The following is a 16,498-nucleotide window of genomic DNA, read 5'->3' on the forward strand; positions in this document are numbered from 1 at the left end:
ACCGACCGAAGAGCCGTGGTGGCCGGGTCCTCGCCGGTCTCTCCGACGAGACTTCTCGCCGACGCCCTGCCCTCACGAGAGCTGCGCCGCACCACAATTCGGCACCGCGCGCGTGAGTTCGGTCGATTCCGGGCTCGCTGCCCGGCGTTTCGGCGATGCCGGACACGTTAGCAGTGCGAATTGCCGAGTGCACCAAAGGGGTTGCCGCAGAACGTGACTCGCATTGTGGTGTAGGGCTCGTGAATTGATACCGGCGGTCTACCCTCGCCGTGTACGGTTGAACACATACAGGTCGGCCGTGACCAGCGGCGACCAACGCGTCGTCGCCGCACTCGGCCCCGAGTCACCGGCTCTCATTCCTTACCCTCGTCTGCCGCAGCGGCGCCGTCGATCGATCCGAGGAAGAGCCCTGCATGACCAGCGATCTCGACGACGACCCGCCCGATATGACACCCGCCGACCCCGAGGAAGAAGACCCGACCGTCCACTGGCCCGAACCGAGCCCGCTGCAATCGTGGTGGACCGACATCATGGGCGCGAAGAAACCACGCCGTTTCGGCCAGCAGAGCTGACTCAGCCGATATGACCCCCCAGGGCCGCACCGTCACCGGTGCGGCCCTTGTCGTGTTCGAGCTGTATTCCCCGGGGTATTGACCTGGACGCCGTGTCCAACATAAATTACATGGACACCGTGTCTCAGGTATCCGGGACACACGGCACACGGGAGTGCGTACATGACACAGAAGGTGTTCGTCGTCGGCGTCGGCATGACGAAGTTCGAGAAGCCGGGTTCGCTGGAGTGGGACTATCCGGAGATGGCCCGCGAGGCCGGGACCAAGGCGCTCGCCGATGCCGGTATCGACTACGACCGGGTCGAGCAGGCCTACGTCGGCTATGTGTACGGCGAGTCCACCTCGGGCCAGCGCGCGGTCTACGAGCTGGGCCTCACCGGCATTCCGGTGATCAACGTCAACAACAACTGTTCCACCGGATCGACCGCGCTCTACCTCGCGGCGCAGGCGATTCGCGGCGGCCTCGCCGAGTGCACGCTCGCACTGGGCTTCGAGAAGATGCAGAAGGGCTCGCTCGGGTCGACCTACGACGACCGTGAGCAGCCGATGATGAAGCACCTGCTGGCGCTGGCTGAACTGCAGGAGTTCGCCATGCCGCCCGCGCCGTACATGTTCGGCGCCGCGGGCAAGGAGCACATGGAGCTCTACGGCACCACCGCCGAGCAGTTCGCCAAGATCGGCGTCAAGAACCACAAGCACTCGGTGAACAACCCGTACGCGCAGTTCCAGAAGGAATACAGCCTGGAAGAAGTGTTGGACGCCAAGCAGATCTACGGTCCGCTCACCAAGCTGCAGTGCTCGCCGACCTCCGACGGCTCCGGCGCCGTGATCCTGGCCAACGAGGACTTCGTCGACCGGCACAACCTGGCCGACCGCGCGGTCGAGATCGTCGGGCAGGCCATGGTCACCGACCTGCAGACCACCTTCTCCACCAACAGCGCGATCAACCTCGTCGGCGCCGACATGTCGCGCACCGCGGCGCGCAAGGTCTACGAGCAGGCCGGGATCGGCCCCGCCGACATCGACGTCATCGAACTGCACGACTGCTTCTCCACCAACGAACTGCTGACCTACGAGGCCCTCGGCCTGTGCGCACCGGGCGAGGGTGGTCGGCTCGTCGACGACAACGCCACCACCTATGGCGGCCAGTGGGTCGTCAACCCGTCGGGCGGTCTGATCTCCAAGGGCCATCCCCTCGGGGCGACCGGGCTGGCCCAGTGCAGCGAGCTCACCTGGCAGCTGCGCGGCGACGCCGACGCCCGTCAGGTCGCGGACGCGCGCATCGCCTTGCAACACAACATCGGTCTCGGTGGCGCGGTCGTGGTGACCGCCTACCGTCCCGCCGTTCGCTGAACTTCCCCCACCGAATCACACCAGGAGAAACCCCATGGCATCAGTATCCGTTTCCACCGCGCTTCCCGTCGCCCCCGAGCTGGCGTGGGCCCGTCTCAGCGATCTCGCCAACTGGGAGGAATGGCTGACCATCCACCAGGGCTGGCGCGGCGATCTGCCCGCCGAGCTCGCCGCGGGCTCGCGTTTCACCGAGGTCGTGTCGGTGATGAACATGGCCAACAAGATCGAGTGGACCGTCGCCGAGGTCGTCCCGAACTCGTTCCTGCGCATCACCGGCGCCGGAATGGCCGGTGTCACCATCGAATTCGCGCTGAAGGTGGAGGCCACCGAGACGGGCTCGGAGGCCGCGTTCGACGCGAGCTTCAAGGGCGCGATGATCGTGGGCCCGATCGGCAAGGCCGTGGCCAAGCACGCCGAAGCCGATCTGAAGGAGTCGATGGAGAAGTTCACCGCGCTCGTCGGCTCGGCCGCATGACCACCTCGGAATCGGCCGGAGTCGTCTTCGACGGCTCCGGCCTGGGGGAGTGGACCGACGAGGAGCGATTCTCGGTCACCGCCGAGCGGATCGCGCAGTACGCCGCGGCGACCAATGATCCGATCGCCGCGCACCTGTCGGGCGAGATCGCGCCGCCGGTGTTCGCGGTGGTGCCGGTCTTCACCTCGATGGCGCCGGCCGCGCTGTCGGTCGCGCCTGTGGAGCTGCTGATGAAGCTGGTCCACGGCGAGCAGGACTTCCTCTTCCATCGGCCGATCCGGGCCGGTGACGAGCTGGTGGTACGGGCCAAGCCGATCGGCTACGTGGGCCGACCCAACGGTTCGACGGTGGTCGTCTACGCCGAGACCAGGGACGCGGCAGGCGAACTCGTCAACGAGCAGTGGATGACCGCGTTCTTCCGCAAGGTCGACGCGGGTCCCGGTGAAGGCGAACTCGCCCCCGCACACCGGATCACCGACGAGGACCGGGCCGCTGAACCGGCCGCGAAGGTCACCGCCCATATCGACGAGGACCAGACCTTCCGCTATTCCCCGGCCTCGGGTGATCCGATGCCGATCCACCTCGACGACGAGATCGCCCGCATGGCAGGGCTTCCCGGCATCATCAACCACGGTCTGTGCACGATGGCGTTCACCTCGTGGGCCGCGCTGACCGAACTCGCCGACGGCGACACCGCGCGCCTGCGCAGGCTCGCCGTGCGGTTCGCCAAGCCGGTGCTGCCCGGCCAGGACATCACCAGCACCTTCTGGCCCACCGAATCCGATGATCCCGGCGTGCGGGCCTACGCCTTCGAGACCGAAGCCGCGGGCCAGATCGCGATCACCGACGGCCGCGTCGAAATCAACTAGGAGACAAGACTCATGGGAAAACTCGACGGTCGCGTCGCGGTCATCACCGGTGCCGGTCGCGGCATCGGCCGCGAACACGCGCTGCTGTTCGCTCGCGAAGGCGCCAAGGTCGTGGTCAATGACCTCGGCGGCGCCAACGACGGCACCGGCACCGACGCGGGCCCGGCCCAGCAGGTGGTCGACGAGATCGTCGCCGCCGGCGGAACCGCGGTCGCCAACACCGACAACATCGCCACCTGGGACGGCGCGAAAGCGCTGGTCGACCAGGCGATCAGCGAGTACGGAACCCTCGACATCGTGGTGAACAACGCGGGCATCCTGCGCGACGCGTTCATCGCGGGCATGGACGAGTCGCAGTGGGACTCGGTCATCGCGGTGCACCTCAAGGGCCACGCCGCCACCCTGCATCACGCCGCGGCGTACTGGAAGGCACAGTCCAAGGCCGGTACCCCGGTGTCGGCCTCGGTGATCAACACCGCGTCGGCCTCCGGCACGTTCATGCCCAATGCCGGTCAGGGCAACTACGGTGCGGCCAAGGCAGGCATCGCCGCGCTGACGCTGGTCGCCGCCGACGAGCTCGAACGCTACGGCGTGCGCGTCAACGCGATCGCCCCGATCGCACGCACCCGACTGACCCTCGCGACTCCCGGTATGGGTGCGCTGTTCGCCGCCGAGGTGCCCGAGGGCGAGTTCGACGCGTTCGCCCCGGCCAACATCTCACCGCTGGTCGCCCACCTCGCCGCGGCCGACTGCGCGCTCACCGGCAAGGTGTTCGCCGTGCAAGGCGGTGCGATCGTCGAGCTGGCCGGTTGGCACGACGTGCGCACCGTGGAAACCGACGGACCGTGGACCATCGACGAGGTGGCCGCCCAGCTGAAAGAGACCAACTAGCCATGGCGCGCAACAGTTATGAGCTCGGGGTCGGCGTCAGCGAGGACCATCTGGCCCTCGCCGACTCGGTCGCCGGATTCGTCGAGCGAACCGTCACGGCCGATGTCGTGCGGGCCGCGGTCGAGTCCACCGACTCGGGCAAGGTACTGCCGTACTGGGACGCGCTCGTCGCCCAGGATCTGCTGAGCCTGCATATCGCCGAGGACCTCGGCGGTCAGGGGGCCGGTCTGCTGACCCTGGCCGTCGCACTCGAACCACTCGGGCGTGGCCTGCACACCGGCCCGTTCGTCCCGACGGTTCTCGCCGGCGCGGTGCTGGCCGCCGCGTCCGGCACCCGCGCCGAGGGCACGTCGGAATCGGCTTCCGCACGGCTCGCCGGGCTGGCGGACGGATCGCGCACCGGTGCGGTGGCCTTGACCTCGAACCTCACCGGAACGCTGACCGATGGCACGTTGACCGTCAGCGGAACCGCCGATGGCGTACTCGGGGCACTGTCGGCCGATGTTGTCATCGCGCCGGTCACCGTCGCCGGCGAACAGCGGTGGGTCGTCTTCGAGAACATCGATCTGACGATCAGCGCGCAGGACAGCATCGACGTGCTGCGTGGTTCGGCTCGCCTACACGCGGATTCGGTCGCGGTCTCGTTCGATGCGGTCCTCGATGTGACATCGGCGCGCGTGCGTTCGGTGGCCGCGGTGGTGCTCGGCGCCGAGGCGGTCGGCGTGATGTCGTGGTGTGTGTCGACCGCGTCGGAATACGCCAAGACCCGGGTGCAGTTCGGTCGGCCGATCGGTCAGTTCCAGGGTGTCAAACACAAGTGCGCCCAGATGGGCATCGCGCTGGAGAAGGCGCGCGCGGTGCTGTGGGACGCCGCGTACGCCCTCGATCGCGACGACGACACCGCCGACTACGCGGCGGCCGTCGCCGCGCTGATCATTCCCGACGCCGCGGTACAGGTCGCCCAGGAGTGCATCCAGGTGCACGGCGGCATCGGCTTCACCTGGGAACACGACGCGCACCTGTACTACCGGCGGGCCCTGGCGTTGCGTGGCCTGCTCGGTGCGCGCGACGAACGTGCCGAGGCGGTAGCCGGTTACGCGCTGTCGGGGCTGACCCTGTCCAGTGAACTGGAACTGCCCGCCGAGGCCGAACAGATCCGTGCCGCGGTCCGGGCCGAACTCGCCGAGATCGCGGCGATCGACGACGAGGACGACCAGCTCGTCGCCCTCGGCGACGGCGGCTGGAACCTCCCGCACCTGCCCCGCCCCTACGGCCGCTCGGCGTCCCCGCTCGAGCAGGTGGTGATCGCGCAGGAGATCAAGGCCTCCGGCATCCAGATGCCGCAGCTGCTGATGGGCACCTGGGCGGTCGGTGCGATCGTTCCGCACGGGGACGACCGCCAGAAACAAGAACTGGTTGTGCCGACCTTGCGCGGCGAACTGGTGTGGTGCCAGCTGTTCAGCGAACCGGGCGCGGGCTCGGATCTGGCGAGCCTGACCACCAAGGCCACCAAGGTCGACGGTGGCTGGCGGGTGAGCGGACAGAAGATCTGGACCACGGTCGCGCAGTTCTCCGACTGGGCGATGCTGATCGCGCGCACCAGCCCCGACAAGCCCAAACACGAAGGCATCACCTACTTCGTGCTCGATATGTCCTCGCCCGGGATCACGGTGCGCCCGCTGCGGGAGATGACCGGATCGGCACTGTTCAACGAGGTGTTCCTCGACGAGGTGTTCATTCCGGACGAGAACGTGGTCGGCGAGGTCGACGACGGCTGGCACGTGGCCCGCACGACCCTGGCCGGTGAGCGGGTGGCGCTGAGTCAGAAGATGGAGGCCTACGCCACCGACACCGACCTGCTGCGTTTCGCGATCGGCCGCGACCTCTCGCCGGTGGCGCGCTACCGGCTCGGCGAACTCATGGCAGAGAGCCGAGCGGTGGACGTGATCAGTTCGCGGGTGGTGCTCAAGCAGCTGTCCGGCATCGACGTGTCCACCACGTCCAGCGTCGGCAAACTGCTGGGAATGGCGCTGGGACAGGCGATTTCGGAGTACGTCGTCGCCGAACTCGGCGTCGCCGGTGTGGTGTCGGTGCCCGGTGAGCGCAGCGACCACGCGATGGAACAGCTGATCGCGGGCCGTGCCACCACCATCTACGGCGGCACCACCGAGGTCCAGCTCAATGTCATCGGTGAACGGATGCTCGGCCTGCCACGGGACGCGGCGGTGAACGGGTGAGTACTCCCGGCTCTCGGACGAGCGGACCCCTCGCCGGTCTGCGGGTGATCGAGATCGCCAGTCTCGCACCGGGTCCCTTCGCGTGCATGGTGCTGGCCGATCTCGGCGCCGAGGTGATCCGCGTGGATCGGGTCGGTGACTCGGCGGGGCTGCTCGCCCCGTCGGGTGTGCTCGACCGCGGCCGCGCCTCCATCGCGGTGGACCTGAAATCGACCGAGGGCCGGGAGGTCGTGCTTCGCCTGGCCGAAACCGCCGACATTCTCGTCGAAGGGTTCCGGCCGGGCGTGGCCGAACGCATGGGCATCGGGCCCGACGCCTGCGCCGCCCGCAATCCCGGACTGATCTACGGCCGGATGACCGGGTGGGGCCAGGACGGACCGCTGGCCGACGCCGCCGGTCACGACATCAACTACATCGGTGTCGCCGGCGCGCTGGATCTGCTCGGCCGGGCCGGACAGAATCCGACTCCGCCGGTGAACCTGCTCGGCGACTTCGGCGGCGGCGGAATGCTGCTCGTCGTCGGTGTGCTCGCCGCGCTGCAGGAACGGACGCGATCGGGCCTCGGCCAGGTGGTCGACGCCGCCATGGTCGACGGCGCGGCCCTGTTGACGGCGTTCGTGCACGGCATGCACGCCGCGGGCCTGTGGGAAGGCGAACGGGGCGAGAACCTGCTCGACGGCGGCGGCGCCTACTACGACACCTATCGCTGCGCCGACGGCGGATATGTCGCGGTCGGCGCCGTCGAGCCACACTTCTACGCCGAACTGCTCGACCGGCTCGGCTTGGCGTCGGCCGAGTTGCCCGCGCAGTACGACCTCGACAGCGCCGAGGAACTACGCACGGCGCTGGCCGAGGCCTTCGCCACCAAGTCGCGCGACGAGTGGGCCGCGGTGTTCGCGGACTCGGATGCCTGCGTGTCACCGGTGCTGTCGCCGTGGCACGCCCACGAGCACCCGCACAACAAAGCCCGTGACACCTTCATCGAGGTCGGCGGCATCAGACAGCCGGCGCCCGCCCCCCGTTTCGGGCGCACCCCCGCACCGGTGCCGCGCCCTGGCAGCGCCACCGGCGCCGACACCGGCGCGGTATTGCGCGAGCTCGGCTACAGCGACGACAAGACCGACCGTCTGCGCCGCGCCGGGGCGATCGCCTGACGCCCGCCGCTCACCGGTGCCCTCCGGGCCCGACCCGCTGCACTACAGTTCGTCGTTGTATTCGGTAAACCGCCTCTCCGGTCTCGGCAAACCCGATGGGTCTCTTTCCGGAGGGGCCCGCCCCGATCTGGACTGAGTGGAGGGTGCGACGAAGGAGTACCCGGAGGGAGGGAAGATCGGGGGCCCGAAGGGCCCCGCTCGAGCGCGCCAGCGCTCCAAAAAGACAGGAGGAAAGTGACCGCACAGCGCACCGACGGTAGAGCCAGCCGCTGGGACCGCCACCGCGCCGACCGCCGTGAACTGATCCTCGCCGCCGCCCTCGCGGCCGTGCAGTCGCAGGGCGCCTCGGTCGGCGTCCAGGAGATCGCCGACCTCGCCGGCGTCCCTCGCTCGGTCCTGTACCGCCTGTTCAAGGACCGCCAAGACCTCGACGAACAGCTGCGCACCCGCATCATCGACGACTTGATGGCAGTACTCGCGCCCACCCTGAATCCCGAGGGCACCGTCACCGAGGCGATCGCACGTTCCGTCGACGCCTATGTGGGCTGGATCGCGACCAACCCGCGTCTGCACTACTTCCTCGGGGCCGGATCCGGTGCCAGCAAGGATCACAACTCACCGATCGTGTCCGGGACCAAGATCGCCATCGCGGGGACCGTGCGCGAGGTGTTCGCGAGCGCATTGCGGGCACAGTCCGCGCCGGAGGCAGTCGCCGAACCGATGGCCTTCGGCCTGGTCAGCTTCGTCGACGGCAGCGTCAACCGGTGGCTGAGCCGGTCGATGCAGCCGATGGACGCCGCCGAACTGTCGTCCTACCTGCAGGTTGCCATCTGGGCGATCATCGACGCCAGTCTGCGCGAGGTCGGCGTCACCCTCGATCCGCAGACGTCGATCGCCGAACTGACGGCGGAGAATTAGATGTAACACGCGGTAGCGTCAACCCTTGTGTGGTACCGCTGGTACCACTAAACTGGGTAGTGGAATCGTACCGAGGAGACACCGATGACGCTGTCCAGCTACCACGAGGTCCTGCAGAGCCTGTCCGAAGGCTCGGTGACCAAACACTTCGATCCCTACGTCGATATCGACTGGGACTCGCCCGAGTTCGCCGTGCACTCCGACGACCCGCGCTGGATCATGCCCGAGGAAGACCCACTGGGCCGTCACCCCTGGTACAAGGCGCAGCCGGTCGAACGGCAGATAGCGATGGGTCTGTGGCGCCAGGCCGGGATCGCCAAGGTCGGCATCGACTTCGAGCAGTTGCTGATCCGCGGGCTGATGCAGTACCTGACCTCGGTACCCAACGGTGACCCGGAATTCCGCTACGTCACGCACGAGGCCGCCGAAGAGTGCAACCACACGATGATGTTCCAGGAGATGATCAATCGCATCGGCTATCGCGATGTGGTGGGGATGGGCCCTGTCGATCGCACACTCGCCTTGGTCATCTCGCCCGCGGTGAAGTTCTTTCCCGGGTTCTTCTTCACGATGGTCCTCGGTGGCGAGGAGCCGATCGATCATCTGCAGAAGGCGCTGTTGCGCAGCGGCACCGACCTGCATCCGATGGTCCATCGGGTGATGGAGATCCACGTGGCCGAGGAGGCCAGGCACATCTCGTTCGCGCACGAGTATCTGCACCGCAACGTGCCTTCGATGAACCCGGTATCGAAAACCGTGCTGTCGGTGGCCTTCCCGATCACGATGCGGGTGATGCTGGCGATGATCGCGACCCCGCCGAAGCAGTTCGTCGACAAGTTCGGCATCCCCGACGAGGTGATGCGAGACGCGTACTGGCGCAGCCCCGGATCCCGACACATCAAGCGTGACGTGTTCACCGATGTGCGCGCGCTGGCCACCGACATCGGCCTGATGAACCCGGTCGCCAAACGGGTGTGGCAGCTGCTCGGCATCGACGGACCGGTATCGCGCTACCGCAGCGAGCCCGCGCGCAGGCTCGCATGAGGCCCGAAAGCTGGCCGGCGCCCACGAAGGCCGTGCTCCCGGACAAGGATCCGTTCTTCGCGCCCCGGCCCGGATTCGAGAGCCTCGCCGAGGGCACGATCCTGCGTTCGCGACCGGTCGAACTCGCCGCGTTCGGTCTGATCGGGCTGAAGGTCGAGGCGTGGCAGCTGCTGTACCGCACGACCGATCTCAACGGCGTGCCCGAGGCATCCGTCACCACCGTGGTGGCGCCGGTCGGCGGTGTCGCACCCGGTGCGCCCCTGCTGTCTTTCCAGTGCGCGATCGACGCCATCTCGCCGCGCGCCTTTCCCTCCTATTCGTTGCAGCGCGGCTCCCGCGCCATCGGCACGTTCGCGCACGTGGAACTCCTGTGTTTCGTCGACGCGCTGTCCAAGGGCTGGGCGATCTCGATCCCGGATCACGAGGGCATGCTCGGCGCGTGGGGAGCGCCACGCGAACCGGGCTACCGCGCCCTCGACGGCATCCGTGCCGCGTTGGCCTTCGAACCCGGCGGGCTCGACCCGTCGGCGCAGGTCGGCCTGTGGGGCTACTCCGGCGGCGGGCTGGCCACGGCATGGGCCGCGGAAATGGCGCCGACCTACGCCCCCGAACTCGACATCGTCGGTGCGGTGCTCGGTTCCCCGGTGGGCGATCTGGTCTCGACCTTCCATCGACTCAACGGCGGCCTGCACGCCGGACTGCCGACACTCGTCGTCGCCGCGCTGCGCCGGGTGTATCCGGCGTTCGAGGAGCTCGTCACCACCCATTTCAGCGACGAAGGTCGCGCGGTGCTCGACAGGGCCGCCCAGTCGACGACCGCCGCCGCGGTAGTGCGGCTGGCTCGCTACAACGTCGACCGGCACAGCGGTACCCCCATCGCCGAGCTCCTCGCGATGGAGGCGATGCTGGCCGTCTTCGCCGATCTCACGCTCGGCGACCGGGCGCCCGCGGTGCCGCTGCTGGTCGTGCAGGCCGTGCACGACCAGATCATCTCGGTGGCCGATATCGACGCACTCGTGCAGCGCTATCGCGAGCACGGCGCGCACGTGACCTACCTGCGTGACCGGGCCAGCGAACACCTCACCCTGCTTCCGCTGTCGACACCGTTGAGCCTGAACTGGCTCGACGACCGATTCGCCGGAGTAGCGGTGACGCCGTCGCGAACCCGCACGGTGCGCAGTGTGCTCGCGCTCCCCGCGGGTCGTCGGGGTCTGGTCGCCCTCGCGCTCGCCGCGCTGCGGGTCCTGTTCGGGCGGCCCATCACGGCCTCGACGGCCGGTTACGGCACGGAACGCACGACGAGCAGGGCCCATCGCGCAGCATGAAGCAATAACTTACTCACTGGTAAGATATGGAAATTGTGGGTCTGCCGGCAGGCAGTGACTGGTGAGGTAAGGGGTTTACCGATGGGGATCGTTGCCGAGCTGCCGCGCGCGGTGCGCAATGTGTGGTCGGTGTCGTTCGGTGGTGGACTCGAGTCCTACCGCCCCGCGCCGTCGACGACGGTGTACGACGGGGCGCACCGCCACCTGAAGCGCTACGACCGCGCCACGTCGGCGAAGGGCAATCCGGTGCTGCTCGTGCCGCCGCTCGCGGTGACCACGGCGTGCTTCGACCTGCGTCCGGGGCAGAGTCTGGTGCGCTATCTGCTCGACCAGGGCAGGCAGCCCTACGTCATCGACTACGGCGAATTCGGTTATGCCGATCGCGATCTCGGCCTCGAGGACTGGACCGATGACATCCTGCCCGAGGCGATCTCGCGCGTCTCCGAAGAACACGACGGCCGCGGCGTGGACATCATCGGCTGGTCGCTGGGCGGTGTGCTGGCCCTGCTGACGGCGGCCTCCCATGCCGACCTGCCGATCGCCTCGATCACCTGCCTGGCCGCACCGATCGACCAGGCCCGCACCGCGTTCCTGATCCCGCTGCGCCTGGTCGCCAAGGTCACCGGTGGTCGGGAGATGGCCGTGGCGACCAAGGTCATGGGCGGCATCCCGCAGGAATTTGTGCGGCTGGGGTTCCGGATCCAGGCCTTCGACCGCGAGCTCGCCAAACCGATTTACCTGGCCCGCAATGCCTTCGACACCGAGGCGCTGGCCAAGATGGAGGCGACCGACCGGTTCATGGCCACCATGCCCGGCTACCCCGGCCGCTCGTACTGGCAGATCTACCGCAGCCTGGTGCTGCGCAACGAACTCGCGACCGGGTCGATCCGATTGCGGTCGGACCTGGTGATCGAGCTGTCGAAGGTCACCTGCCGGGTATTGCTGGCAGGCAGCCGCAGCGATGTGGTGGTGCCCGCCGCCTCGGTGCGCCGCGGCCTCGAGGTGCTGCCCAACGCCGCCGAGGTGGAGTTCGTCGAGGTCAGTGGCGGTCACCTGGGCATGGTGTCGGCCGCAGACACGACCTGGCCCGCGATCGAGGAGTTCCTCAGCCGCTGACCGCCGTACCCGAATCGGCAGAATTTCCGCCCTCCACCAAACCGCGGGCCGGGGCAGCCCGAACCTCTCTACATGCCTCACGTCGACCGTGGGGTGACCCGCACTGCCTCGACAGTGCACCCGGTAGACGAGAGGTTTTGTCAGTGAGAAGAACACGGCGATCGATCCGTACGGCGAGGGTGCACGCGGCGTTGGTGAGCGCGCTGACCCTGGCAGGTCTGGCGCTGCCCGCGAATGTCGCGGTCGCCGCGCCCGACGCCGCGCGTGTGGTCTCGGCGGTCGACATCGACGACAGGCGCCAACTGGTGACCGTCTTCTCTCCGGCGATGGACAAACCGATCCCGTTGCAGGTCATCCGGGCCGCCGACACCGCGAACCCGCGGCCGACGATGTACCTGCTCAACGGCTCCCAAGGCGGCCCGAATCAGAGCGGCTGGGACGCGCAGACCGACGCCGTGAGCTTCCTTCGAGACAAGGACGTCAACGTCGTGACCCCGGTCGGGGGCGCCAGCTCCTACTACACCGACTGGGTGCGCGACGACGCCGTGCTCGGTCGCAACAAATGGCAGACATTCCTCAACGAAGAGTTGCCCTCGGTCATCGAGGGGTTCCTTCGCGCCGACGGAAACCGCACCGTGGTCGGTGTGTCGATGAGCGGCACATCGGTGCTGAATCTGGCGATCGCCAAGCCCGGCTTCTGGAACAGCGTGGCCTCCTACAGCGGGTGCGCGCAGACGTCGGACCCCATCGGCCAGGAATTCGTCCGGATCACGGTGGAGAACTGGGGCGGCGGCCAGAGCATCGAGAACATGTGGGGACCGCGCAACGGCCCGCTGTGGCGAGCCAATGATCCGCTCGTCAACGCGGAAGGACTACGAGGCACCGAGGTCTATCTGAGCACCGGCACCGGCATCCCCGGCGCACCCCACGACACACCGGCCGACCCCCGTGTCCAGGACGGCAGGATCCCGCTCCCCGTTCAGATCGCGTTCGGCGGCCCCATCGAAGCGGCAGTGCACTTCTGCACCGTGAACCTCGCCAACCGACTGCGCGAGTTGAACATTCCGGTCACGTTGGACGAGCGTCCCGTCGGCACACACTCGTGGGGATATTGGGAAGACGACCTGCGATCCTCCTGGCCTTTCCTGGCGCAGTCGCTCGGCAGCCGGACCAACTGAAGCCGACCGCGTCGACCCTCGTCGCCACTGCCGGGGCGACGAGGGCGACGGTCAGGCCTTCGTGGCGACGACCAGGATGTTCTTTCCGAAGAGCTTGCCGGTGACGACCTGAAGGAGCTTGCTGAGCGGAAACACCACCCGGTCGTAGAGCTTCAGCGCCCGCGTGTTGATCGTGCCGTCGTCGCTGCCCGCGAATTTGTACGCCAAGGTGGCGAAAAAGCCGATCGGGTCGCAGTAACGCGACTCCACGATCTCCAGCCCGGCGTTGCGCAGTATGCGATTGAGCTGGGTCCGGCGGTAACGACGGTAGTGCCCGACCTTCGTGTCCATGGACGTGAACAGCATCTCGAGCGCCGGCACATAGATCACGAGCGTCCCTCCCGGCCGCAACAGCGAGGTGAGGTGTTCCGACGCTTCCTGGTCGTTCTTGATGTGCTCGAAAACGTTGAAAGAATAGATGAGACTGTACAGTTCGGATTCGGACGGCTCGGCCTCGCAATCGACGACCTTGTAGCCCTTCGACAGCAGCAATTTCTGCAACTCGGCGTCGGGTTCGAGACAATCCGGGATGATCCCACGCTCGGCCAACATATCGGCATAGGTGCCTCTACCAGCGCCGAAGTCGAGTAGGCGCAGATCTGGCGACGTGACATGTTTATCTACGCAGTCGATCAGAAACTTGTTGTAGTTGACCGCTTCGGTCATCGCCTCCAGGTTGTCGCACCCGGTGTACGCGAATTCGCTGCTGGTCACGCTTGATCCCCTCAATGCATCGATGGGCGGCAATGGCGGTCAGCGTAGTCCGACTACATTGCGGTGCCGCGACATCGGGCAACATTGCCTGCGCGTCTCGGAAGGCGTAAGGCGTGGCCGAGAAGGCTGCCCACCTGAGAAGGGGACCAGATCATGGTGGGAGGCAACTGATTCGGCGCATCGGGTGTGGTGCTCACGCCCGATGCGCCGAACCGGTTTCTGCGGCATCACGTCGTCGGTGTGCCGTCAATCCTGCTGATCGAACCGGCGGCGATCAGTCATCGTGGTGAGGGCGACCGGTCCGGACCAACCGCAGGGTGACTCGCACATGCCGCTTACCATCGCGGTGGTCGATCCGTCGCTGTAATAGACGGTGTGCGTACTGGCCCGCGCCGGATAGCCGCACGACGGGCACTTCCCGAAGTAGTCGAGCACCTCGCGAACTCCGGACGCAGCTACCGGTTTCGGCGTCCAAGGCATTGAATCTGTGCGTTCGACTGCACTGTCGCGCATTTCGGATATCCCCCGTTGTCGCGACGACGATGGGTCCGCCGTCGCGACAATTCGAGACAAGAGCCTTTCAGTAGTGCTTGGCTCCCGGCGTGCACGGGCTCGCCGAACCTGTCAATGTCGCCACATCACAGATGCCACCGGTCAGGATCTGAAACGGAGTGACGCCGAGCAGGACGATCAATCCGATGATGTCACCTTGCCCGGCCAGCACTGCGGCCGAGTTCGCCGCGGCCGAGCCGGCATCGGCTCCCGATGAGCCTGTCGAGGGTGCGGCTACTGCCGTGCCCGCCGCGGCTCCGACGAGGCCGGCTACTGCGACCGAGGCTGCGGCGATACGAAGGGTGTTGCGCATTTCATGCTCCTTGCTGGGGAGTGGGAACTCCCTGGAAATGGGGTTCGTGGGAGAACTTCGCCGACGGGTCAGCGCGGCGGCTTGCTCATGTCGCGGTTCATCATCGGGAGTTCGATGCTGATCGGCAGGCGCAGTTCGGCCAGATAGATCAGGGCGGCCTTGCGCAGGAATTCGTCGAGGAGCCAGTAGGGATCCTCGAGCGGCGGGACCACGGTGAGCAGGCCCTCGCGCACGGCGATGAACGGACCCCAAGCGACCTGGAGCAGGGGATCCCAGACCGGTTCCCTCGGAATCGCGAGCCCGTCGGCGATCTTGTCGCCGAGCAGGAAGCGAGTGAACGCGCCGAGTACCGGCTTGCTCAGAATCGACAGATCGATGTTGGCGCCCAGGCTGAGGAGTCGATCGGCCAGCTTGGCGCCTTCCGGCGTCGGCGCGAGGATGGGATCGAGGATCTGCGTCGCTTGGGAATTGGCGTCGGGCCATGACTTGGGGATGTATTCGTCGCGGACACCCAGCAGGTGCGCGGCGACCTGCCAGGAGTGCAGGAAAGCGTCCGATTCGTGTGCCGGGATCGGCACCTTCCACGAGTTGAGGTGCTTCATCACGGTCGTCGGCAGGCTGTGCCAGGTGACCATGATGTCGTTCTGGCTGATCGGGATGTTCTCCTCCGCGGAGTTCACCCAGTGCGGGGACTGCGGCAGCAGATGACGCACTGCCGCGTGCACCAGCCGGGTTTTGACGCAGGTGACGATCATCTCCCCGTCAGGGGTATAGGCATTCGCGCTACCGATGTCATAACCGAGTTTCGCGGTCTTGGTAATACGGTCTTTGAGGTCGTGGCCGCCCTTGGAGTAGTAGACCGACCGCGCTTCCTTCGGGATGACGGTGCTCATCATGCCGCTGGCGAACCCGTAGAGGACGCCGAGATACAGTCCGCGCTTCTTGTTGAACGCGATCGCGGTATCCAACTTGCTTTGATCGGTCCACTGCGGCAGTCGGCGGGCGTACTCCATGAAGTTGCGCAACTCCGTGGGCAAACCGGCAGGCAGTGCCTGACCGTTCCTGGTCCAGGTCCGCAACAGCTCGTTGATCTTGGGGACTTCGCCGCGATCGATGAGTCCGGCGACGAGTTCGTCGGCTTCGGGATCCCATACCGTCAACGGGTCGACACCGGCTCCGGAGCCGGCTATCGATCCTTCTGGCGACCACGTCCACGGATCGGCCCGTGCGGTCGCACCCAATCCGATAGCGCCTGCGACGCCGAGCATTCCGCCGGCCTTCAGCGCGTTACGCCTGTTGAGACTATCCATGACATGACTCCTCATTGAGCACAATCAGACCTCCAGGCCAGCTCGGGAGCACTCGATGTGCCTCGCCGGGACGGCCTAGAATGTGCAGTAACTTAACAGACAGTCTGCGCGGTGTCCACGTTCTGCGGACCTGCGCCGTGCAGTCACGCGGATTCGACAGGCGTGACACGGTACGGATCTCTCGAAAGAAGGCTCTGACCTGTGTAATCCCTGACCTTTCGGCGGGGGCGCGCACGCGGGAGGGCGGTCGAACCGGCGACCCACTGCTCCGATCATCACTTGAAGTATGGTCGGTAACTTAGCCGGAAGGGCTCGAGGATTACTGGATCGCTCGCCTAGGCCGTCGCGTGCAGAATCTCGTCGTCTGTAACCGATGTCGATTCGCGAACACCGCCGTAAGAGGCACATGCCGAGCGCGGCGGGCCGAAATCGCCGCGT

General features: G+C 66.8%; 15 protein-coding genes. 12 read left to right on the plus strand and 3 right to left on the minus strand.

Features of this window, described 5'->3' with window-relative positions; all coding sequences use genetic code 11:
* Positions 1-413 precede the first annotated feature (413 nt).
* The 12 genes from OHS03_RS07585 to OHS03_RS07640 all read left to right on the plus strand — a co-directional run bounded on the left by OHS03_RS07585 (position 414) and on the right by OHS03_RS07640 (position 13,132).
* Positions 414-572, plus strand: a complete 159-nt coding sequence (locus OHS03_RS07585; RefSeq protein ID WP_156677555.1) for a hypothetical protein — start codon at positions 414-416, stop codon at positions 570-572.
* A gap of 162 nt (positions 573-734) precedes the next feature.
* Complete coding sequence (locus OHS03_RS07590) at positions 735-1,925, plus strand: lipid-transfer protein (protein ID WP_328661867.1); 1,191 nt, start codon at positions 735-737, stop codon at positions 1,923-1,925.
* Positions 1,926-1,959: 34 nt separating this feature from the next.
* Positions 1,960-2,400 (plus strand): type II toxin-antitoxin system Rv0910 family toxin, encoded by a 441-nt coding sequence (locus tag OHS03_RS07595; protein WP_056820628.1) that lies wholly within the window; start codon positions 1,960-1,962, stop codon positions 2,398-2,400.
* Positions 2,397-3,269 carry a MaoC/PaaZ C-terminal domain-containing protein gene (locus tag OHS03_RS07600; RefSeq protein WP_328661870.1) on the plus strand — a complete coding sequence of 291 codons (873 nt, stop codon included), beginning with the start codon at positions 2,397-2,399 and terminating at the stop codon, positions 3,267-3,269. The genes OHS03_RS07595 and OHS03_RS07600 overlap by 4 nt, the downstream gene beginning before the upstream one ends.
* A 12-nt stretch (positions 3,270-3,281) precedes the next feature.
* On the plus strand, positions 3,282-4,160 hold the full coding sequence (locus OHS03_RS07605) for an SDR family oxidoreductase (RefSeq protein ID WP_056820622.1): 879 nt from the start codon (positions 3,282-3,284) through the stop codon (positions 4,158-4,160).
* A gap of 2 nt (positions 4,161-4,162) precedes the next feature.
* Positions 4,163-6,397, plus strand: a complete 2,235-nt coding sequence (locus OHS03_RS07610) for an acyl-CoA dehydrogenase family protein (protein ID WP_328661872.1) — start codon at positions 4,163-4,165, stop codon at positions 6,395-6,397.
* On the plus strand, positions 6,394-7,551 hold the full coding sequence (locus OHS03_RS07615; RefSeq protein WP_328661874.1) for a CaiB/BaiF CoA transferase family protein: 1,158 nt from the start codon (positions 6,394-6,396) through the stop codon (positions 7,549-7,551). Before OHS03_RS07610 ends, OHS03_RS07615 begins: the two co-directional genes overlap by 4 nt.
* Positions 7,552-7,785: 234 nt before the next feature.
* Complete coding sequence (locus OHS03_RS07620) at positions 7,786-8,469, plus strand: TetR/AcrR family transcriptional regulator (RefSeq protein WP_328661876.1); 684 nt, start codon at positions 7,786-7,788, stop codon at positions 8,467-8,469.
* Positions 8,470-8,553: 84 nt separating this feature from the next.
* On the plus strand, positions 8,554-9,513 hold the full coding sequence (locus OHS03_RS07625) for an AurF N-oxygenase family protein (RefSeq protein ID WP_328661878.1): 960 nt from the start codon (positions 8,554-8,556) through the stop codon (positions 9,511-9,513).
* Positions 9,510-10,838 (plus strand): lipase family protein, encoded by a 1,329-nt coding sequence (locus OHS03_RS07630; RefSeq protein ID WP_328661880.1) that lies wholly within the window; start codon positions 9,510-9,512, stop codon positions 10,836-10,838. The genes OHS03_RS07625 and OHS03_RS07630 overlap by 4 nt, the downstream gene beginning before the upstream one ends.
* An 81-nt stretch (positions 10,839-10,919) precedes the next feature.
* Positions 10,920-11,954: an alpha/beta fold hydrolase gene (locus OHS03_RS07635; RefSeq protein WP_328661882.1), complete on the plus strand. Its 1,035-nt coding sequence runs from the start codon at positions 10,920-10,922 to the stop codon at positions 11,952-11,954.
* A gap of 143 nt (positions 11,955-12,097) precedes the next feature.
* Positions 12,098-13,132 carry an alpha/beta hydrolase gene (locus OHS03_RS07640; RefSeq protein ID WP_328661883.1) on the plus strand — a complete coding sequence of 345 codons (1,035 nt, stop codon included), beginning with the start codon at positions 12,098-12,100 and terminating at the stop codon, positions 13,130-13,132.
* Between the two features lie 51 nt (positions 13,133-13,183).
* On the opposite strand, the gene OHS03_RS07645 is transcribed toward OHS03_RS07640, so the two are convergent.
* From OHS03_RS07645 to OHS03_RS07655, 3 genes are all read right to left on the minus strand, one after another.
* Entirely contained in the window at positions 13,184-13,885 is a 702-nt protein-coding gene (locus OHS03_RS07645; protein ID WP_328661885.1) for a class I SAM-dependent methyltransferase, read from the minus strand.
* A 580-nt stretch (positions 13,886-14,465) separates the two neighbouring features.
* Complete coding sequence (locus OHS03_RS07650; RefSeq protein ID WP_056820597.1) at positions 14,466-14,750, minus strand: hypothetical protein; 285 nt, start codon at positions 14,748-14,750, stop codon at positions 14,466-14,468.
* Positions 14,751-14,818: 68 nt separating this feature from the next.
* Positions 14,819-16,060, minus strand: coding sequence for an oxygenase MpaB family protein (locus OHS03_RS07655; RefSeq protein ID WP_328661887.1), 1,242 nt, complete (start codon positions 16,058-16,060; stop codon positions 14,819-14,821).
* Positions 16,061-16,498 lie beyond the last annotated feature (438 nt).

The sequence above is a fragment of the Nocardia salmonicida genome, from assembly GCF_036142455.1.
Classification (GTDB): Bacteria; Actinomycetota; Actinomycetes; order Mycobacteriales; family Mycobacteriaceae; genus Nocardia; species Nocardia salmonicida.